The organism is Novosphingobium rhizosphaerae (assembly GCF_050920675.1).
GTDB lineage: Bacteria > Pseudomonadota > Alphaproteobacteria > Sphingomonadales > Sphingomonadaceae > Novosphingobium > Novosphingobium rhizosphaerae.
Genome location: NZ_CP137861.1, coordinates 983,585 through 1,002,663 on the forward strand (window position 1 = coordinate 983,585; position 19,079 = coordinate 1,002,663).

Below are 19,079 nucleotides of genomic sequence, written 5' to 3' on the forward strand. Positions count from 1 at the left end.
TCCGGGCAGTGGGGGCAAGATTAACTCGTTGTCATGGAAAGTCGCACGTGGCCGGACGCATTCTGCTGGTTGAAGACGATCCCCAGATCGGGGACTACATTGCGCGCGGCTTTGCCGAGGAAGGCTTTACCGTCGACCGCGCCGACAATGGCCGGGACGGGCTGTTCCTGGCCACCGACAGCCAGTTCGACGTGGTCGTGCTCGATCGCATGCTGCCGGGCATGGATGGCCTGGCCGTGCTCAAGGCGCTGCGTGCGGCCGAAGTGGAAACCCCGGTGATCGTGCTTTCCGCGCTGGGCAGCACCGACGATCGCGTGGCCGGGCTTACCGCCGGGGCCGACGATTACCTGGGCAAGCCGTTCTCGTTCGCCGAATTGATGGCGCGGGTCCAGGCGCTGATGCGGCGCGGCACCGGGCGGCAAAAGGCGCAGGACACCGTGCTGCGCTGCGCTGATCTGGAGCTGGACCGGCTGACCCGCCAGGTGAAGCGGGGGCCGCGCAAGATCACGCTCCAACCGCGCGAGTTCCGCCTGCTCGAATACATGCTGCTGCACCAGGGCGAAGTGGTCACGCGCACCATGCTGCTCGAAGCGGTGTGGGACTATCATTTCGACCCAGGCACCAATGTGATCGACGTGCATATCAGCCGCCTGCGCCGCAAGATCGACGATGGCGAGGAGCAGGCCCTGTTCCACACCGTGCGCGGCGCGGGCTATCGAATGGCTGCCGATTGACCATGCTCGCCCGGGCCATGCGCCAGCGCCCGCTTTCGCCCACCATGCTGCGCCTGGTGGCGGCGGTGTTCGTGCTGCAATTGCTGTCGAGCGCGGCGGCGATCTTTTTCCTGCGCACCCAGATGCTCGACGTGGTGCGCGCCGATCGCGAAGACCAGGTGATCGACGTGCGCGACGATCTGCTGGCCGCGTTCTACAGCGGCGGGCGCGATTCGCTGGACGATTTCATTCGCGATCAGCGCGGCAGCGTGGCCGATCCCGGCGTCTTCGTGACGCTGACGGGCGGCGCGCGCGCGACGGTGACGAGCAATATCGATTTCGTGCCGTCGATCGCGCCGGGCCCGCGCCCGCAACCGGTGCTGGTGCGCCGCGGGGATAGCGCCAACGACCAGGAAGCGCTGGTGCTGGCCAGCACTTTGCCCGACGGCGCGCGGCTGACCGTGGGGTTGATGGGTGCGAGCGAGCGGCGCTTCAACCTGGCCTTTGCCGCCGCGATCGGGTTGACCATTGCCGTGGCCGTGGCGCTGGCGCTGGTCAGCGCGGTGGTGCTGGGCCTGGCGATCAGCCGCCGCACCCACGAAATCGCCAAGGCGGCCGAGGAACTGGCGGCCGGCAATTTCGGCATGCGCCTGGCAGAAGGGGAAAGCGGCGACGGGTTCGACCATTTGCGCCTGCAGATGAACCAGATGGCCGAGCGCATTGCCACGCTGGTGGCCGAACTGGGGGCGGTTTCGGGCGCATTGGCGCACGATCTGCGCTCGCCGGTAACGCGGCTTTCCGCGGCGATTGACACCGCGCTTGCCCGCGTGGACGAGCCGGGCGCGATCGAAGCGCTCCAGGCCGCGCGCGCCGATGCCGATGGCCTGCGCGCCATGTTGGAAACCGCGCTGGAAATCAGCCGCCTCGAAGGCGGCGCGGTGCAAGACCGCCGCGTGGCGCTCGATCTGGCGGCCGTGGCGGCCGACATGGTCGAACTCTATGAACCCTTGGCCGAACAATCGGGCGTGACCTTGGCGCTCGATCTGGCGCCGGCCTGGGTCATGGCCGATCGCGAGCTGATCTCGCGCGCGCTGGCCAACGCCATCGACAACGCGCTGAAATACGGCGGAAACGCGATCACCGTGCGCACCCGCGCCGCCGATGGCGAAGCCACCCTGGCCGTAGCCGACAATGGCCCCGGCATCGCCCCCGAAGACCGCCCCCGCGTGGTCGAGCGCTTCGTGCGGCTCGACAACGCGCGCACCCGTCCGGGTGGGGGCCTGGGCCTGTCGATGGTCAACGCCGTGGCGCGGCTGCACCGGGGGCGTCTGGAACTGGATGAAGCGCCCGGTGGCGGGCTGGCGGTGACGCTGCACGTGCCGGCTTAGGGACCGGCCCCTCCACCCCCGCCGCTGGCTGGTGGAGGGGCCTCGGTTCAGGACCCTGTATTCACCCGCCCGGTGCGTTCCAGCTTGCCCCAGCCGATGCCCAGGCCCGCGAGCGCGGCGCTGACCGCGCGGATCACCACGCCGTACATCAGCTGGCGATAGACGAAGCGCTGGCTGAGCAGGAGGAACGCGGGCAGCCGCTTTTCGCGCACGTCGAGCCGGAAGGCGACCAGCCCGCAGGCCAGGTCGATCAGCGTGAAGCCCAGCCAATAGACACCCATGCGCAGCACGTCGGTCTGGGTCTGGGCCCAGCCATGCTGGATCACCCGCACGATCGTGCCCACGATCGAGATGCCCAGCGCCAGGTCGATCAGCGGCGAGGCGATGGCAAAGGCGATCTGGAACAGCCAAGCCTGGGGAATGCCGATGAAGGCCAGGCCCGAGGGGCGCTGCTGCGCCACCACGGCGCGGTGCTTCCACAGGCATTGCAGCGTGCCGAATGCCCAACGGAAGCGTTGCTTGCCCAGCGCGCGCAGGGTTTCGGGCGCTTCGGTCCAGGCCACGGCGTCTTCGTCATAGGCCACTTTCCAGCCATGCCGCTGGATCGCGATGGTCAGGTCCTGGTCTTCGGCCAGGGTGTCTTCGGGATAGCCGCCGACATCGTTGAGCGCCTCCCGCCGCCAGGCTCCCACCGCGCCGGGCACGACCATGATCGCGTCGAAGCGGGTGAGGGCGCGGCGTTCGATGTTCTGCGCCGTCACATATTCCACCGCCTGCCAGCGGGTGACGAGGTTGACGCGGTTGCCCACCTTGGCGTTGCCCGCCACGGCGCCGATTTCGGGCTTTTCGAACCAGCGCACCAGCTTGCCGATGGTTTCGGGTTCGAACTGGGTATCGGCATCGAGCGCCACGATGATCTCGCCATCGGCGGCGGCGAGCGCCCGGTTGAGCGCGCTGGCCTTGCCGCCGTTGACCAGGGTCATCAGCGTCACGCGCGGATCGCCGCCGAACGCGTCGGTCACGATCTGGCTGGTCGCGTCCTTCGATCCGTCGTCGGCCACGATCACGCTGAGCGCGGGATAGGTGCTGGCCAGGATGCGGTGGACCGAAGCCTCGATCACCCGCTCTTCGTTGTAGGCGGGAATGATCACCGTCACGCGCGGCTGGTAGGGCGGCACGTCGGGCGCTCGGTTCAGCCAGGGCAGGTCGACGCGGCGCTGCGGGAACAGCGCCAGGCCGGTCAGCCCCAAGGCGCGCAGGGTGCCGAGCGCGATGGCGAAGAAGAACGTCCAGTTCAGCGTGGCGAGCGCGGCGGCGAGCACGGCAAAGATGCCGATGTCGAGCTGGACGGCGACGAGGTCCCAGCCCTTGACCACGGGCATCACGTCATCGCGCTTCATGCCCGCCAGCGTGGACACCGGCACGAAGCGATAGCCCTGGGCCTGTAACTGTTCGATGATCCGGGGCAGCGCGGCCACGGTCTGCGAACGGTTGCCGCCGCCATCGTGCAGCAGGATCACATTGGCGGAACGATCGGCATTGCCGCCATCCACCGCGCTGACGGTGAGCTGCACCACCTGGTCGGCCGGGCGGCGCATCCAGTCGCCCGGGTCGGCGTGGAGGCCGACGATCGTATAACCCTGCTTCTGGGCGATCAGCGCGGGATCGAGTTCGTCGGCCGTGGTCGGCTCGGCGTCTCCGAAATAGGGTGCGCGGAACAGGCGGGTGGAGCGGCCGGTATAGGCCTCGATCAGGCGCTGCGTGGCATTGAGTTCCAGCTTGATCCCGGCCGGGGTGCTGTTGGCCATGTTGGGGTGGGTATAGCTGTGGTTGCCGATCTCGTCGCCGTCGGCCACCATGCGTTGCAGCAGGCCACGGTTGGCCACCCCGTTTTCGCCGATCACGAAGAACGTGCCGGGCACGTGGTATTTCTCCAGGATCGAGAGGATCTGCGGCGTCCAGGTCGGATCGGGGCCATCGTCGAAGGTCAGCGCGACCAGCTTGGGCCGATCCCCGGTGCGGCGCACGACATAGGGCGTGGGCAGCGTGACATAGCGTTCGTCCGTGACGAGGCCGAGGCGATGGTCGGTATCGAGCGTGCGGGTGCCGGGCGTGGGAGTGGCATCGATGCGCAGGATTTCGCCGTTGCCTTCCACGTCCACGTTGCTGCTTTGGGTAATGCGCGAAATGTCGGGCAGGGTCTTGGCCCCGCCGTGCCAGGCCTGGAGCACGGGCCAGAAGCCGGGGTCTTCCGAACCCAGCCGCCACAGCGCCACCGAACCCACGCCCAGCTGGCGCAGCATCAGCATCTGGTTCCAGCTGGTGGCGGCATCGAGCAGCCACACGTCGTGGCGCACGGCAGGCGTGCCATCGGCGGTATCGGCATCGTCGTCATAGGCAAAGCCGACATTGCCGCTGGCCTTGTCCCAGCCCGGCGTCGTGCCGCTGTCGTGCGCGGCCAGCCAGGCTTCTTCCACGGTCAGCGCATCGGCATGGCCTTCATGCCAGTCATAGCCATAGCTGCCGAGCGCGACCACCACCTTGCCGGCGGGAACGCCCTTGAGCGCGGCGGAAACACGGCCAATGAACCACGGATTGGAGGCGATCGGGCCGGATTGGCCGCCTTGCCAATGTTCGTCATAAGCCATCAGCACGATCTTGTCGGCCACGTCGGCAAAGGCGCGCGGGTGCCAGTTTTCATCATCGACCGGCATGGTGATCGAGACCAAGCGATGCTTGGGCGCCAGGCGTGCGTGCAGGTCGGCGGCAAACTGGTGCAGGCCGGGCAACGCGCCCTGGGGCAGGCTTTCGAAATCGATCATCACCCCAGCGTCGCCCGACTTGTCGAGCGCGGCGTCCACCGCATTGGCCAGCGCCAGGCGGCGCGCCGGGTTGTTCAGCACGGCAGCCGTGCCCGCGCCGTCCCAGCCGGCCGCATCGCTCACGTTCTGCAACACCGGCACCACCAGCGGGCGGCGCAGCGATCCGGCGATGATCCGGCGCATCGGCGCATCATCGGTCACCGTCAGGTGGCCGGCATGATCGAGCCCCATGAGCGTGGGGGCCACCCAGTCGATCTGGCCGACGTGGCGCTGCAGCGCCCCGGCGCTTTCATCGCTTTGCGCCTGGTAGAAACCGATCGTGATGGGGGCGGCCTGAACCCGCGCCGGCACCACCGCGCGGTGGCCGAACAGCGCGGCCAGGCGGTGCGACAGGCGGCTGACCTGGGTTTTCAGCGGCAGCGGCGCCAGGCGTTCCTGGGCAAATGCCAGCGGCTCACGCGGGGTGACGGTGGCCACCGTGGTGGCAAAGATCACGCACATCGCCACCAGCACGGCCAGCACGGCAAAGGCAAGGCGACGAGTCCAGCGGCGGCGCTGGCCGGTGGGATCGAAGAAGATGGGGCGTGGCACGGCCGGTTTTTCCGAACTGCAAAGGTTGTGGAGCCGCCGGGAAGGGCAAAAGCCTTCTGCGCGTTGTCAGCGACCGGGAAACCGTCAGATCGGGAAAGCGGCGCCTGCGCGAAGCGGCAGGGGTGACGGTGAGCAGCCCAGAGCGGAACCGGAACAGGGGACCGTCACGTCGCGGATCCAGAGCTGCTCACCGTCGAAAAGCGGTCTAGCCTTTCCGGTCTGCCGGGGGCGTGATCAAATCATTACGGTTTGGCCATGGTGCCGTTTCCCCCGTGCGCCCGTATGGTGCGTGTGAACCCGGTGTTCGAATTGCCCCAACAAGATGCACAGGCTTTTGCCTGCTGTCACAAGCCCCGACAATCCTTAAATGGAACGGGAAAGGATGGTTTTCCTATGCAGCAGCCGGTTTTCTTCCTCTCGCACGGTGGCGGGCCCTGGCCTTGGCTCGATGGCCCGTTCCGCGATGGCTTTGCCTGGCTGGAAGCCTCGCTCAAGGCGCTTCCCGCGCAGTTGCCCGCCCGCCCGCGTGCGGTATTGGTGATTTCGGGGCATTGGGAGGAACCCGGCTTTACTGTGTCCACCGCGGCGCAGCCGGGCATGGTTTATGACTATTTCGGCTTTCCCGAACACACCTATCACATTCGCTATCCCGCGCCGGGCGCGCCGGACCTGGCCGAGGAGGTGATCGCCCTGGCGGCGGCGGCGGGCATTCCGGTGGGCCGCGATCCCGCGCGCGGGTTCGATCATGGCACGTTCTCGATGCTCCAGCCGATCTGGCCAGAGGCCGACATCCCGGTGCTCAGCCTGTCGCTGCGTGCCGATTACGACGTGGCCGCGCACCTGGCGCTGGGCCGTGCCCTGGCGCCCCTGCGCGACGAGGGCGTGCTGATCGTGGGTTCGGGGTTCAGCTATCACAACTTGCGCCAGTTCAACGCTGGCGCGGCGGCGCCATCGGCTGCGTTCGATGCCTGGCTGCGCCACACGCTGCTGGACCTGACGCCGGAGGCGCGCGCGGCCGCCCTGCTGCAATGGGACAAGGCCCCGGCCGCGCGCCTGTGCCACCCGCGCGAGGATCACCTGATCCCGTTGATGGTGGCGGTCGGCGCGGCCGGGGCAGATCCTGGCGTCTGCGTCTATTCGGAAAACGACTTGCGCGGGGCGCTCACCGCATCGAGCTATCGCTTTGGCGCGGGCACCGCGCCCAGCCCGTTCGACAAGGTCGGGCAATTGTTGAAAGCGTAATGGGTGGGCCCGGCCGGCTTGGGAAAACCCATGCCGACCGGGCCCCGGCACATCAGAACGTTGCGGCCTTGAGCACGAAGCGCACCGAGCGGCCCGGCATTACCACCAGGTCCTTGTTGAGCGCGGTGGCCAGGCGCTGGGTGTCGTCGGTCAGGTTCTGGCCAACGATGGCCAGTTCGATGCCCGGATGGCTCTTGAACGGGCGGAACGCCACGTTGACGTTGAGGTTGTTGTAGCCATCGGTGGGCGTGTCGAAATCGCCTGCCTTGTCCTGCCGGCCATAGTGGCTGAACATGATCCCGGCATCGATCGTCTTGCCCGCCCAGGCAAAGCCGCCGCCCACGCGATAGGGCGGGATGCGCGGCACGTTGCTGCCGCTGTCGAGCGTGGCGCGGGTATAGTCGCCCAGCACCTTGGCGGTGAACGTGCCTTGGTCGGTCTTGACCAGTTCCTGGCTCATTTCCGCTTCCAGGCCGCGGAACTTGGCGCCTTGCTGGCGATAGAACAGCTCGCGCAGTTCGCCATCGGTGCTGGCGGTGCACACGCCATCATCGTCGCAGGTGCGCCCCGTCAGGTCGCCATAGATATAGTTCTTGTACCAGGTGTAATAGGCCGAGCCGGTGAAGCTGAAGCCGCCCTGGCGCACGCGCAGGCTGCCTTCGAGCGAATTGGCGCGCTCTACCTTGAGGTTCGGATCGCCGGTTTCGAAGGTCTGCGGGCCATCGTGGGCGCCGCGGGCAAACAGTTCGGTCAGCGCCGGGGCGCGGCCGGTGCTGGAGAAGTTGAGGCCCAGCTTGACCGCCTGCACCGGGGTGTAGAGCAGGCCGATGGCGCCGCTGACGGGCGTGTACTTGCGCACCGTGAACGCGTCGTCCGCCGGGGTGCCGGTGATGCGCACGTGCTCCACGCGGCCGCTGGCTTCGACATGCAGCGGATCGGCCAACTGGATTTCGGTGAACAGGTAGCCGGCAATGTTCTGGCTGGTCGCCGGGTTCAGGTAGCTGCTGTCTTCGCCGATGGCCGAGAAATCGCGGTGCTGGTATTCCACGCCCAGCGCGGTGTTGCGCACCGGCCCCACGGCGTTGAGCAGCAGTTCGCCGCGCCCGTTCCATTCCTTGTTCTTGAACGTGGTGTTGACCGAGCCATCGGGATTCTTTTCCTGATGCTGGTAATCACCATAGCTGCCGTCGAGCGTGAAGGTCTTGAGCAGGCCCGAATCCAGCGCAAAGCTGTTGCGGCTCATCACCTTGGTCTGGCGCATGTCGATATAGGTGGTGTCGCTGGGAATGCCGTAGCGCGCGTCATAGTGCGTCACCGCCAGGCCCACGTGGCTCTTGTCGCCGGGCAGGAAATAGGACCCACCCACCGATCCGCCCCAGCCGTTGAACCAGGAGTTCTGCTGGGTGCCCAGCGGGGTGTCATAGTTGTCGGTGGTCCGCCAGAACCCGTCGGCGTGCAGCGCCAGCTGCCCGGTCTTGGTATCGACCAGCGCCGCGGTTTCCACGCCCTTGTTGACCGTGGTGTAGCTGGTGCTGGCTTCGGCCGAGAGCGCTTCGGTCGGCAAGCTCATCGGCACGCGGTTGTTGATCGTGTTGACCACACCGCCGATCGCCTGGCTGCCATAGCGCAGCGTGGCCGCGCCGCGCACCACTTCGATCGAGCGGGCCGAGAGCGGATCGATGGGGATGCCGTGGTCGGGGCCGATGTCCGACACGTCGGAGCTGGAGGTGCCGTCTTCGAGCAGGCGGACGCGGTTGCTGTCCATGCCGCGAATGATCGGGCGGCTGGCGCCAGAGGCAAATCCGGTTGCCGAAACGCCCGGCACGTCGCGCAGCGAATCGGCAATGCTGGAGCCGCCGGCGCGGGAAATCTGGTCGGCATCGACGCGCGCGGAAACGGTGGGCGTGTCGTCGATCAGGTGGCCAAACGGCGTGGCGGTGACGATGATCGGGCTGCTGCTGCCCGACCCGGTGCCGTCCGAACCTGCCTCGCTGGCATCGGCTGCGGCGTTGGCGCCGCTATCGGCGGGGGCCGGCGCATTGGCCCAGGCAGCGGCGGGCGCCAGGGCCAGGACCGCTGATCCCAGCATCAGGATGGAACGCATCGAAATCTCCTCCATAACCTTGTTCGCGCCATGGGCTTTCGGGGGGATGGCCCAAGGACACGCATTGTCGCAGCGCCCGCAACGGCTGCGGGCGTCGTATTCGTTGGCCTCTCCGCCGCGCTCGCTCCCTTGTTCCGGAACGATATAACATTTCATGATGAGGCCCGGCAAGCGCCGGGACGCGGGCGCTTTCTGGCCATGTTTCACCTGAACGCAGGATGAAGCAGGGCTAAAAAGTGCTTGGGCTTGGGGGCTTGGTGAAGATCGCCGAACGGGCAGGGCACCCACCCTTCCTGCCATCGTCACCCCGGATCAAGTCCGGGGTGACGTTGCGAGAAGAGCAAAGAAAAAGGCCCGCAATCTCTGCAGGCCCTTTTCACATGCAGGCGCTGGCGCGATCAGCCCGGAATCGAGGCGCGCGCTTCCTGGCCATCGCCCTGCGGCGCGGAAAGGATATCCTTCACCTGCGCGCCCTTGGCCACGGTGGTGGTCTGCGGATCGCCCACGGTGCTGCGAATGCCGGCTGCCGAAGCGCCGGCCTTGCCCAGCGTGTCGGTTTCCACCGCGCTGCGCGGCGCCGGGCCGCCGAACAGGGCATCAAGCGCCTGCTTCGACGAATCGACATCCTGCGGGCGCGGGGCGCCGGGGTTGGGCGGGGTCAGCGCGAAATCGGGCGGCACGACCAGCGGCGCCTGGCGGCTGACGGCGAATTCGTCTGGGCGCACGTGGTTGAACAGCGAGCTGCTGGAACTGCACGCAGCCAGAAGGCTCCCGGCCGAAACGAGAAAGGCAAGGGCGGCGGCTTTGCGCATTACTTAGATCTCCGTGGGGCTGGGGCTGCCCGAAGCGGGCTTTTCGCGCGAAAACAGCGAACGGGCAAGCAGGATCAGCACACCCAGCGTGATTGCCGCGTCGGCAAGGTTGAAAATCAAAAAAGGCCGAAATTCGCCGAAATGAAGGTCGGCATAATCGATAACATAGCCGCGGGTGAAGCGGTCATAGATGTTACCCATCGCCCCGCCGAGCACGAGGGCAAGGCCGGTGAGTTCGCCGAGCGCCTTTTCGCGCAGCATCCAGATCACCACGCCCAGCGCGATCAGCCCGGTCATGGCCAGCAGGGCCAGCTTGCCTTCGCTGGAATTGGCGCTGAACAGGCCGAGCGACACGCCCAGGTTCTGCGTCCAGCGCAAGTTGAAGAAGCTGGTGATATAGATCGCGCCCTGTTCGGGCAGGGCCAGCGGCCCGGCGATCCATGCCTTCACCCCCCGGTCCAGCCCGAACGTGCCCAGCGCCATGGCAAAGCCGGCGAGGCGATTGCGCGTGAACAGGCTCACGCGGTTTGCCCGTCGAGCACTGCCACCACGCTGTCGCAGCGGTCGCACAGCGCGCCGTCCTGCGTCACTTCGGGCAGATGGCGCCAGCAACGGCCGCACTTGTGGTCATCGGTTCGGGTCACGGAAAGCTCCTGCCCGCGCGAAACTGTCGCCGTGATGAACAGTTCCGCCAGGCCGCCTTCGGCTTCCGGCGCATTGGCCGGCACGGTGACCTTGGCTTCCAGGCCCGAGCCCAGTACCTTTTCGCGGCGCAGCGGTTCGATCGCTTCGTTCACGCTGGTGCGCAGGGCGCGCAATTGCTCCCAATGCGCCAGGTCCGCCTGCACCGCCGGGAGTTCCGGCCACTCCAGCAGGTGGACCGACGCGCCGGCGTAGCGGCTCTGCCACACTTCCTCGGCCGTGAAGACCAAGACCGGCGCGCCATAGCGCACCAGGGCATGGAACAGCGTGTCGAGCACGGTGCGATAGGCGCGGCGCTTGGGATCGGCCGGCGCATCGCAATATAGGCTGTCCTTGCGGATATCGAAGAAGAAGGCCGAAAGGTCTTCGTTGCAGAACTCCGTCAGCGCGCGGACATACGTATTGAAATCATAGTCCGCCACGGCCTGCCGCAGGGTCGCATCCAGCCCGCCAAGGCGCGCCAGCATGTAGCGTTCCAGCTCGGGCATGGCATCAGGCGCCACGCGTTCGTCTTCGCTGAACCCTTCCAGCGCGCCGAGCAGGTAGCGATAGGTGTTGCGCAGCTTGCGATACTGGTCGGCCACGCCGGCCAGGATTTCCTTGCCGATGCGGTGATCCTCGGTGAAATCCACCGACAGGGCCCACAGGCGCAAGATGTCGGCGCCATAGTCGCGCATCAGGTCCAGCGGGCTGATGGTGTTGCCCAGCGACTTGGACATCTTGAGGCCCTTGGCGTCCATGGTGAAGCCGTGGGTGAGCACGGCGTCATAGGGCGCGCGGCCGCGCGTGGCGCAGGCTTCGAGCAGCGAGGACTGGAACCAGCCGCGATGCTGGTCGCTGCCTTCCAGATAGAGATCGGCCGGCCAGCGCAGTTCGGGCCAGCGGCCCGATTCCAGCACGAAGGCATGGGTGGAACCCGAATCGAACCACACGTCGAGAATGTCGGTGATCCGCTCGTAATCGTCCACCTGGTACTTTTCGCCCAGGTAGTCTTGCGCGCGCTCGTCGTCCCAGGCGTCCACCCCTTCGGCCATCACGCCGGCGATGATGCGGGCATTCACTTCCGGATCGGCCAGGTACTGCCCGGTCTGGCGATTGACGAACAGGGTAATCGGCACGCCCCAGGCGCGCTGGCGCGAGAGCACCCAGTCGGGCCGCCCTTCCACCATGGCGCCGATGCGGTTGCGGCCCTTTTCCGGCACGAAGCGGGTGGCGGCGATGGCCGCGACGGCCTTTTCGCGCAAGCTGCCATCGTCGTGCTGCTGATCCATCGGCACGAACCACTGCGGGGTGCAGCGGAAGATGACCTTGGCCTTGGAGCGCCAGGAGTGCGGGTAGGAGTGCTTGTAATCCGCGCTTGCAGCCAGCAGTGCGCCCACTTCGGCCAGCGCCGAGCAGATCGGGCCATCGGGTGCGTTGAACTTGGGATTGATCACGCTGCCCTGGCCGGCCAGCCAGCCCCAGTCCTCGCGATACTTGCCATCGGCGGTCACGGCGAACTTGGGCTCGATCCCGTGCGCCTTGCACAGTTCGAAGTCGTCCTCGCCATGGTCGGGCGCCATGTGGACGAGGCCGGTGCCCGATTCGGTGGTGACGAAATCGCCCGCGAGCAGCGGGCGCGGCTCGCCAAAGAAGCCGCCCAGCGCGTGCATGGGATGGCGGGCTACCGTGCCGGCGAGGTCGGTACCTTTGATCATGCGAGTCGGGATTACCCGAAAGCCAATGCGGCTTTCAAAATCGCTAACCAGTGCGCTAGCGACCAAAACATGCTCGACCGGCTGTGGGCGGCCGTGGTCACCAACCCGTTCGCCAACACGGCAAAGCGCGTATTCTAACTCAGGCCCATAGGCGAGTGCCTGGTTCACCGGGATCGTCCACGGCGTGGTCGTCCAGATCACCGCATAAGCGCCCTTCAAGTCGGGCACATTAGGCGATTCCGTGATCTCGAAGGCCAAGTCAATTTGGGTAGACGTGATCCACTCGTATTCCACTTCGGCTTCGGCCAGCGCGGTCTTTTCCACCGGGCTCCACATCACCGGCTTGGCGCCGCGATAGAGCTGGCCGGATTCCGCGAACTTCAAAAGCTCGCCCACGATGGTGGCCTCGGCCTGGAAATCCATGGTCAGGTAGGGCCGGTCCCAGGCGGCGTTGATGCCCAGGCGCTTCAACTGCTCGCGCTGCACGTCCACCCACTTCTGGGCATAGGCGCGGCATTCGGCGCGGAATTCGCGTGGAGGAACCTCGTCCTTGTTCTTCTTCTTCTTGCGGTACTCTTCCTCGACCTTCCATTCGATGGGCAGGCCGTGGCAGTCCCAGCCGGGCACATAGGGCGCGTCCTTGCCCAGCAGGGTCTGGGTGCGCACCACCATGTCCTTGAGGATATGGTTCAGGGCATGGCCGATGTGCATGTCGCCATTGGCATAAGGCGGGCCATCGTGGAGGATGAACTTTTCCCGGCCCTGGCGCGCGGCGCGCAGCTGGCCGTAAATGTCTTCATCCTGCCAGCGCGCGAGAATGCCCGGCTCCTTTTGCGGGAGTCCGGCTTTCATCGGGAAATCGGTCTTCGGCAGGAAGACGGTGGATCGATAGTCGCGCGTTTCGGTCATGATCGGCGGGCCTTAGCGCCCACGGCGGATTCCTGCAAATGCCGGATGCACGGAGAGGTGAGAGCCTTGCCCCACATCTCATCCTACCCAACGTCACCCCGGACTTGATCCGGGGTCCAGCTATTCTTCGATGCGCAGCGCAAGGCGGCCAGAAATAAGCGGGACCCCGGGTCAAGCCCGGGGTGACGAAGGGTGTGAGGCGGGGTTTGGGGGGTGACGAAGGGATGGATTCACGGCGTATTGTCGTCCCGCTCCTGCGCGGCCACGGCTTCGGCATTGGTGCGGGCGTCCATGTCGGGGCGCAGGGCCGGGGCGACGGTCCAGAAATTGTCGATCAGCACGGTGCCGTGGAACGCGGCGGGCACTTGCGGCAGTTCGCGCGCATGGCGCAGGCCGGTGCCCAGGCTGTCGCCCGTGCCGTCGCTCGCCACGGCGAGGACATGGCCGCCCACGCCCTCGATGCGCTGCTGCACCCGGTTGGGCCAGCCCCACAGGGTGAACGCGTTATCGAGCGCGGCGATCATCGTTGCGCCCTGGCACGTGGCGGGCACCAGCGACGTCCAGCCTTTCCAGCGATAGTCGCTGGCGCAGGCGCGGCCCTTGGCGGGATCGATCGTCCAGACGCCGGGCAGGGCCTTGTTCACGGCGGAAACCAGCGCCGCGTTGCCGACAAAGCCCTCGCCCAGCGCCTTGGCGTCGTGGCCATTGCGCGCCAGCGTTTCGATCAGCAGCGGCACGGCGGCCACGTCGTTGCCCGGAAAGCGATAGATAAAGCGGCCCATCGGATTGGCCGCCAGGATCTCGTCGAGCGAGGGGATCAAACCGCGCCCGTTGCCGCGCAGCGGGAAAGTCTTGCCGCCATCGGCGCTATAGCCATGGCCGGCGTCGAGCCTGGCCAATTGCGCCATGGTCATCTGCGAAACCGCGCCGGTCGCCTCGGTCCGGCAGCCCAGGTCGGCATCGGGATAGAGCGCCAGGTGGTTGTCGGCAGTGCGCACCACGTCGATCGCCACGTAATCGGCGCCCATGCGCCGCGCGGTGAACACGGCGCGGGCGGTGTCTTCCAGAATCGCGTGCAGTGGCGGCAGGATGGCGCGCGCCGGGCAGGGCGCGGCGCGGCCGCCGGGCTGGTAGTCCTGGGCAATGCCGCCATTGGCGATCAGGCGCGGCCGTCCCGGCGGCGCCGTTACCAGCCAGCTGGCATTGACGAAGGTAAGCACCAGAAAGGCCAGCGCCCCGGTGAACAGGGCGCCGCGCAACCAGATCATGCCGTTTCCTTTCCGGATCAATCGGCCGATCGTGCCCAGGCGCACGCCCGTGTCAACCGCGGCGCAGCTTTTCCGCGCCATTTTGGATGGGAAATCAGGCGCTTTCCAACAACCGCCGCGCTTCCAGGCAATCGCGCGCCATCTGTGCCACCAGCGCGTCCAGGCTGTCGAACTTGGCTTCGGGCCGCAGGAAGTGGTGGAAGCTCACTTCGATTTCCTGGCCATAGAGATCGCCGGTGAAATCGAAGAAATGCGGCTCCAGCAGTTCCTTGGGCGGATCGAACGTCGGGCGGATGCCCACGTTGGCCGCGCCCAGCAGTTCGCGCTCGTCGCAAAGCCGGCCCTTGACGGCATAGATGCCATAGGCCGGGCGCAGGTACTTGCCCATCGACAGGTTCGCGGTGGGAAAATTGATCGTCCGGCCCACCTTGTCGCCATGCTGGACAATGCCGCGAATGGCAAAGGGGCGGGTGAGCAAGGCCGTGGCCGTGGCGCAATCGCCGGCCTTGAGCGCATCGCGCACGCGGCTGGACGAAACCACCGCGCCATCGTGCAGCACGGGGCCCACCGCGCGCGCCGCCATGCCGTGGGCCAGGCCCAGTTCGCGCAGCACGGCCACGTTGCCGCCGCGCTGCTTGCCAAAGGTGAAATCCTCGCCCGTCACCACCCCGGCCGCGCCGATGCGATCGGCCAGCAACTGGCCCACGAAATCCTGCGCGCTGGTCTGCGCCAGGGCGGCATCGAATTCGAACACCAGCATGGCATCGGCGCCCGCTGCAGCAAACAGCTCCTGCCGCTGGTCCAGCGAAGTGAGGCGGAAAGGCGGTGCCTTGGGATCGAAGTGGCTGACCGGGTGCGGATCGAACGTGGCGATCATCACCAGCCGCCCTTCGGCCCGCGCCCAGCGCACGGCTTCGGCCACCACGGCCTGATGGCCCAGGTGGAACCCGTCGAAATTGCCCAGCGCCACGATGGCACCGCGCCAGTTTTCGGGCACGCGCTCGCGTGCATAAAGCCGGATCATGGCTTGCTGCTTTCTTCCAGGGGATGGACCCGTTCCAGCGTGACAAAGGCATAAGCCGGGATGGGGGCTGGATGGTCCGCGCTGGCGGGGTGGCTTTCGCGCGCCACCTCGCGCCATTCCGGGCCAGGGTAGGGCATCGTCGTGTCTCCGCCCACGCGGGCGTCCACTTCGGTCAATTCGTAACGGCTGGCATGGGGGGCCAGCAGCGCGAGGATTTCGGCCCCGCCGATCACTGCCGCCTGCGCTTCATCGGCCACGGCGGCGAGCGCGGCGCCCACGCTGTGCACCACCTGTGCGCCGGGCGCGGCCCAGGCGGCATCGCGGGTGAGCACGATGTGGCGGCGGCCGGGCAGCAGGCCGGGCAGCGATTCGAAGGTCTTGCGCCCCATGATCATCGGCTTGCCCATCGTCAGCGCCTTGAACCGCTTGAGATCGGCGGGAATGTGCCAGGGCAGGCGGCCCTTATCGCCAATGGTCCCGTCTGCCCCGCGGGCCACGATCAGGAACAGCGACGCGGCCATGGCTTAACGCACCAGCCGGGTGACATGGCCCATTTTGCGCCCGGGGCGCGTTTCGGCCTTGCCATAGAGATGCAGGTGGTTCGCCGGATCGGCCAGCAGTTCGGGCCAGGCCAGCGCCGCATCGCCGATCAGGTTGTCCATCACCGCGCCCGCCGTAACCAGCCCCGTGCTGCCCAGCGGCAGGCCCAGGATGGCGCGGACATGGTTCTCGAACTGGCTGGCCAGCGCGCCTTCGATGCTCCAGTGCCCCGAATTGTGCACGCGCGGCGCCATTTCGTTGAACACCGGGCCATCGTGCGTGGCAAAGAATTCCAGCGTCAGCACACCCACGTAATCGAGCGCCTGCGCGACCTTTTCGGCGAGCGCGCGCGCCGCGGGCACCTGGCCGGCGATCTGCGCCGGAGCCGGCACGGTGGAGCGCGCCAGGATGCCGCTCTCGTGCTCGTTCTGCGCCGAGTCCCAGAATTGCACCTGGCCATCCTGGCCGCGCACCAGGATCACCGAAAATTCGCCGAAGAAGTGGACGAAGCCTTCGTAGATCAGCGGGACGGCGGGCAGATCGATGCCTGCCGCATCGGCCGGCGCCATGATGCGCCACTGGCCCTTGCCGTCATAGCCATCGCGCCGGGTCTTGAGAATGCCGGGCGCGCCGATCGTGGCCACCGCGCGGGCGAGGTCTTCGGGCCCGTCCACCGCCATCCACGGCGCCGGGCGGCCGCCCAGCGCTTCGACGAACGACTTTTCGTTCACCCGGTCCTGCGCCACTTCCAGCGCGCGGGCGGGCGGAAACAGCGCGGCATGGGGAAGGATCGCGGCCAAGGGCGCCGCGGCCACATTCTCGAACTCATAGGTGACGACAGCCACTTGGCGCGCAAAGGCGGCCAGTGCGGCTTCATCGTCATAGGCGCCCTGGGTATAGGCCGCGCTCACTTGCGCGGCCACGGATTCGCCGCGCGGCTCGGGCGCATAGACATGGGCGGTATAGCCCAGTTGCGCCGCGGCCATGGCCATCATCCGGCCCAGCTGTCCGCCGCCCAGAATCCCGATGGTGGCGCCCGGCGCAAAGGTTCTCATTGCGGACGCTCGGCCACGGCGTCGGTCTGCGCCTGGCGGAAGGCGATCAGCCTTGCGGCCAGCGCGTCGTCGGTCGTCGCCAGGATCGAGGCGGCGAGAATGCCGGCGTTGGTGGCGCCCGGCACGCCGATAGCCAGCGTGCCCACGGGAATGCCGCCGGGCATCTGCACGATCGAGAGCAGGCTATCCATGCCCTTGAGCGCCTTGGATTCCACCGGCACGCCCAGGACGGGCAGATGCGTCATCGAGGCGACCATGCCGGGCAGGTGGGCCGCGCCCCCGGCCCCGGCGATCACCACCTTGAAGCCGGCGACGTGCGCGGTCTTGGCAAAGTCCACCAGCCGATCGGGGGTGCGGTGGGCCGAAACGATGCGGCATTCGTGCGCCACCCCCAGCTTTTCCAGCACGGCGGCAGCATTCTTCATCGTTTCCCAGTCGGACTGGCTGCCCATGATGATGGCAACCTGCGCGCCGGGCACCGCACTCTCACTCATCCCAAACTCCCCCTTCGGGCGTCGGTGTGCGCCTCAGCGCTCCGACAGGTAATAGCGTTCCACTTCGGCCAGGTTGTCGTCCAGTTCATAGACGATCGGTTGGCCGGTGGGGATTTCCAGGCCGGTGATATCGGCGTCGGAAATGCCCGAAAGATGCTTGACCAGCGCGCGCAGCGAATTGCCATGGGCCGAAACGATCACGGTTTCCCCGGCCTTGAGCGCGGGCACGATCAGTTCTTCATAGGCCGGCAGCACGCGGGCGATGGTGTCCTTGAGGCTTTCCGTGGCGGGCACGGCGATCCCGGCATAGCGCGGGTCGCTGGCCAGATCGAAGGCGCTGCCCGCTTCCAGCACGGGGGGCGGAATGTCGAAGCTGCGGCGCCACACCTTGACCTGCTCGTCACCATGCTTGGCGGCGGTCTCGGCCTTGTCCAGGCCGGTGAGGCCACCATAGTGGCGCTCGTTCAGGCGCCAATCCTTGGTTTCCGGCACCCACAGGCGGCCAGCGGCTTCCAGCGCCAGGTGCAGCGTCTTGATCGCGCGGGTCTGGAGCGAGGTAAACGCCACGGTGGGCAGCACGCCCTTGTCCTTGAGCAGCTGGCCGGCGGCAAAGGCCTCGGCCGCGCCCTTTTCGGTCACATCCACATCCCACCAACCGGTGAAGCGATTTTCCAGGTTCCATTGCGACTGGCCGTGACGAATCAGGATCAAACGGGGCATCGAGGCTTCCTGCTGCAAGAAGGGACAAGAGAACGCGGCCCCTAGCGGGCCGGGGCCGATTTGGAAAGGCGACTCCCGCTTTTCGGACCTAAACTTGCGTTTCGCCAAGCGGGGCTGCTGCCGGGTCCGCACCGGGCTCCACCCCCGCTTCTGCGTTCGCGTCCTGGCCTGCTTCATTCAGGGCGCGGGCCTGCGCCTTGCGGCGGCGCAGATTCTCCCGCAGGCGCTGGGCAAGGCGCTCTTCACGGCTGTTGGATCGCGGCGGGGTTTTCGACAGGGTCATGGCAAGGGTTCTTTGCCGTGGGAATTTTTTGTCCGCAACCCCGCTTGACTTTGGCAAAGCCTGCGGCCAATAGCGCGCCTCCACCGGCGGCCACCCGCCGCTGGAGGAAAAGCCGGTGCTTGCGTGCCGGGTTTTTGCGGAAATGGTGTGCTGCTGTAGCTCAGTGGTAGAGCGCATCCTTGGTAAGGCTGAGGTCGGGAGTTCAATCCTCCCCAGCAGCACCATTTCCCGCCTGATCTCCCGATCCAAAAACGCTTGGTCACCCCGGACTTGATCCGGGGCCCCGCTGTTGTTGCGGCCCCGCGCTCGCATGCAGGCGGGACCCCGGCTCTTAGACCGGGGCGAGGATGTGGTGGAGTAGCCGCCTCCTTACGCCTGCAGGTCGGCCCATTCGGGATGGCGGCGGAACTGCGCCGCCACATAGCTGCACGCCGGCACGATCTTCCAGCCGCGTTCGCGGGCATCGGCCACCAGCGCGTCGACCAGCCGGGCGGCCACGCCGCGCCCGCCGATGGCGCCAGGCACCAGGGTGTGATCGGCCACGACCACGCCGGGTGCCGCCTCGCGCCAGGTCAGCACGCCTTGCGCGGCTTCGCCTTCCACCGCGGCGTGATAGACGCCGTGGCTGCCCTGGTCCTCATGGGTGATCGAAACGGTCTCGCTCAAGCTGGTTCTCCCGATAACCCCCTTGCCGCAGGTCCCTGGCAAAGGGGTG

At 67.0% G+C, this 19,079-nt stretch carries 16 protein-coding genes and 1 tRNA gene; 4 read left to right on the forward strand and 13 right to left on the reverse strand.

The genetic code is table 11. The features are described 5' to 3' along the window. The first annotated feature begins 47 nt into the window (after positions 1 to 47). Positions 48 to 734: a response regulator gene (locus tag R9J51_RS04510; RefSeq protein ID WP_168555897.1), complete on the forward strand. Its 687-nt coding sequence runs from the start codon at positions 48 to 50 to the stop codon at positions 732 to 734. Between the two features lie 2 nt (positions 735 to 736). Further along, positions 737 to 2,101 carry a HAMP domain-containing sensor histidine kinase gene (locus R9J51_RS04515; RefSeq protein ID WP_246866105.1) on the forward strand — a complete coding sequence of 455 codons (1,365 nt, stop codon included), beginning with the start codon at positions 737 to 739 and terminating at the stop codon, positions 2,099 to 2,101. 47 nt (positions 2,102 to 2,148) lie between these two features. Here the strand turns inward: R9J51_RS04515 and R9J51_RS04520 are convergent, their stop codons facing one another. After that, on the reverse strand, positions 2,149 to 5,514 hold the full coding sequence (locus tag R9J51_RS04520) for a glycosyltransferase (protein WP_179505972.1): 3,366 nt from the start codon (positions 5,512 to 5,514) through the stop codon (positions 2,149 to 2,151). Between the two features lie 393 nt (positions 5,515 to 5,907). Between R9J51_RS04520 and R9J51_RS04525 the strand changes: the two genes are divergently transcribed. Further along, positions 5,908 to 6,756, forward strand: a complete 849-nt coding sequence (locus R9J51_RS04525) for a DODA-type extradiol aromatic ring-opening family dioxygenase (RefSeq protein WP_179505973.1) — start codon at positions 5,908 to 5,910, stop codon at positions 6,754 to 6,756. Between the two features lie 52 nt (positions 6,757 to 6,808). Here the strand turns inward: R9J51_RS04525 and R9J51_RS04530 are convergent, their stop codons facing one another. From R9J51_RS04530 to R9J51_RS04580, 11 genes are all read right to left on the reverse strand, one after another. Continuing rightward, positions 6,809 to 8,860 (reverse strand): TonB-dependent receptor, encoded by a 2,052-nt coding sequence (locus tag R9J51_RS04530; protein WP_168555900.1) that lies wholly within the window; start codon positions 8,858 to 8,860, stop codon positions 6,809 to 6,811. A gap of 398 nt (positions 8,861 to 9,258) precedes the next feature. Further along, positions 9,259 to 9,672, reverse strand: a complete 414-nt coding sequence (locus R9J51_RS04535; RefSeq protein WP_168555901.1) for a DUF3035 domain-containing protein — start codon at positions 9,670 to 9,672, stop codon at positions 9,259 to 9,261. Between the two features lie 3 nt (positions 9,673 to 9,675). Further along, positions 9,676 to 10,155: a signal peptidase II gene (gene lspA, locus R9J51_RS04540; RefSeq protein ID WP_168556104.1), complete on the reverse strand. Its 480-nt coding sequence runs from the start codon at positions 10,153 to 10,155 to the stop codon at positions 9,676 to 9,678. Between the two features lie 35 nt (positions 10,156 to 10,190). Further along, complete coding sequence (gene ileS / locus R9J51_RS04545) at positions 10,191 to 12,980, reverse strand: isoleucine--tRNA ligase (RefSeq protein ID WP_179505974.1); 2,790 nt, start codon at positions 12,978 to 12,980, stop codon at positions 10,191 to 10,193. A gap of 230 nt (positions 12,981 to 13,210) precedes the next feature. Beyond that, complete coding sequence (locus R9J51_RS04550) at positions 13,211 to 14,248, reverse strand: glycerophosphodiester phosphodiesterase family protein (RefSeq protein ID WP_179505975.1); 1,038 nt, start codon at positions 14,246 to 14,248, stop codon at positions 13,211 to 13,213. Positions 14,249 to 14,342: 94 nt separating this feature from the next. Further along, positions 14,343 to 15,272: a bifunctional riboflavin kinase/FAD synthetase gene (locus tag R9J51_RS04555; protein ID WP_179505976.1), complete on the reverse strand. Its 930-nt coding sequence runs from the start codon at positions 15,270 to 15,272 to the stop codon at positions 14,343 to 14,345. After that, entirely contained in the window at positions 15,269 to 15,793 is a 525-nt protein-coding gene (locus R9J51_RS04560) for a dihydrofolate reductase (RefSeq protein WP_169475590.1), read from the reverse strand. The genes R9J51_RS04555 and R9J51_RS04560 overlap by 4 nt, the downstream gene beginning before the upstream one ends. A gap of 3 nt (positions 15,794 to 15,796) precedes the next feature. Then, complete coding sequence (locus R9J51_RS04565; RefSeq protein ID WP_168555905.1) at positions 15,797 to 16,867, reverse strand: 5-(carboxyamino)imidazole ribonucleotide synthase; 1,071 nt, start codon at positions 16,865 to 16,867, stop codon at positions 15,797 to 15,799. Beyond that, entirely contained in the window at positions 16,864 to 17,361 is a 498-nt protein-coding gene (purE, locus tag R9J51_RS04570; RefSeq protein WP_168555906.1) for a 5-(carboxyamino)imidazole ribonucleotide mutase, read from the reverse strand. Before purE ends, R9J51_RS04565 begins: the two co-directional genes overlap by 4 nt. Before the next feature lie 33 nt (positions 17,362 to 17,394). Beyond that, the gene (gene gpmA, locus R9J51_RS04575) at positions 17,395 to 18,081 is read right to left on the reverse strand and encodes a 2,3-diphosphoglycerate-dependent phosphoglycerate mutase (RefSeq protein WP_169475588.1); all 687 of its coding nucleotides are present in this window, start codon (positions 18,079 to 18,081) and stop codon (positions 17,395 to 17,397) included. 88 nt (positions 18,082 to 18,169) lie between these two features. Beyond that, entirely contained in the window at positions 18,170 to 18,364 is a 195-nt protein-coding gene (locus R9J51_RS04580; RefSeq protein ID WP_179506660.1) for a hypothetical protein, read from the reverse strand. A 149-nt stretch (positions 18,365 to 18,513) separates the two neighbouring features. On the opposite strand from R9J51_RS04580, the gene R9J51_RS04585 reads away from it, so the two are divergent. Continuing rightward, positions 18,514 to 18,588, forward strand: a tRNA-Thr gene (locus tag R9J51_RS04585). Positions 18,589 to 18,733: 145 nt separating this feature from the next. On the opposite strand, the gene R9J51_RS04590 is transcribed toward R9J51_RS04585, so the two are convergent. Continuing rightward, the gene (locus R9J51_RS04590) at positions 18,734 to 19,030 is read right to left on the reverse strand and encodes a GNAT family N-acetyltransferase (RefSeq protein ID WP_248290460.1); all 297 of its coding nucleotides are present in this window, start codon (positions 19,028 to 19,030) and stop codon (positions 18,734 to 18,736) included. Positions 19,031 to 19,079: the final 49 nt, after the last annotated feature.

What these genes read in the sequence shown, in the direction of transcription:
- R9J51_RS04515 (WP_246866105.1), top strand. Translation starts at nt 737, where the DNA reads ATGCTCGCCCGGGCCATGCGCCAGCGCCCGCTTTCGCCCACCATGCTG.
- R9J51_RS04525 (WP_179505973.1), top strand. Translation starts at nt 5,908, where the DNA reads ATGCAGCAGCCGGTTTTCTTCCTCTCGCACGGTGGCGGGCCCTGGCCT.
- R9J51_RS04530 (WP_168555900.1), bottom strand. Translation starts at nt 8,860, where the DNA reads ATGCGTTCCATCCTGATGCTGGGATCAGCGGTCCTGGCCCTGGCGCCC.
- R9J51_RS04535 (WP_168555901.1), bottom strand. Translation starts at nt 9,672, where the DNA reads ATGCGCAAAGCCGCCGCCCTTGCCTTTCTCGTTTCGGCCGGGAGCCTT.
- lspA (WP_168556104.1), bottom strand. Translation starts at nt 10,155, where the DNA reads ATGGCGCTGGGCACGTTCGGGCTGGACCGGGGGGTGAAGGCATGGATC.
- ileS (WP_179505974.1), bottom strand. Translation starts at nt 12,980, where the DNA reads ATGACCGAAACGCGCGACTATCGATCCACCGTCTTCCTGCCGAAGACC.
- R9J51_RS04550 (WP_179505975.1), bottom strand. Translation starts at nt 14,248, where the DNA reads ATGATCTGGTTGCGCGGCGCCCTGTTCACCGGGGCGCTGGCCTTTCTG.
- R9J51_RS04555 (WP_179505976.1), bottom strand. Translation starts at nt 15,272, where the DNA reads ATGATCCGGCTTTATGCACGCGAGCGCGTGCCCGAAAACTGGCGCGGT.
- R9J51_RS04560 (WP_169475590.1), bottom strand. Translation starts at nt 15,793, where the DNA reads ATGGCCGCGTCGCTGTTCCTGATCGTGGCCCGCGGGGCAGACGGGACC.
- R9J51_RS04565 (WP_168555905.1), bottom strand. Translation starts at nt 16,867, where the DNA reads ATGAGAACCTTTGCGCCGGGCGCCACCATCGGGATTCTGGGCGGCGGA.
- purE (WP_168555906.1), bottom strand. Translation starts at nt 17,361, where the DNA reads ATGAGTGAGAGTGCGGTGCCCGGCGCGCAGGTTGCCATCATCATGGGC.
- gpmA (WP_169475588.1), bottom strand. Translation starts at nt 18,081, where the DNA reads ATGCCCCGTTTGATCCTGATTCGTCACGGCCAGTCGCAATGGAACCTG.
- R9J51_RS04580 (WP_179506660.1), bottom strand. Translation starts at nt 18,364, where the DNA reads ATGACCCTGTCGAAAACCCCGCCGCGATCCAACAGCCGTGAAGAGCGC.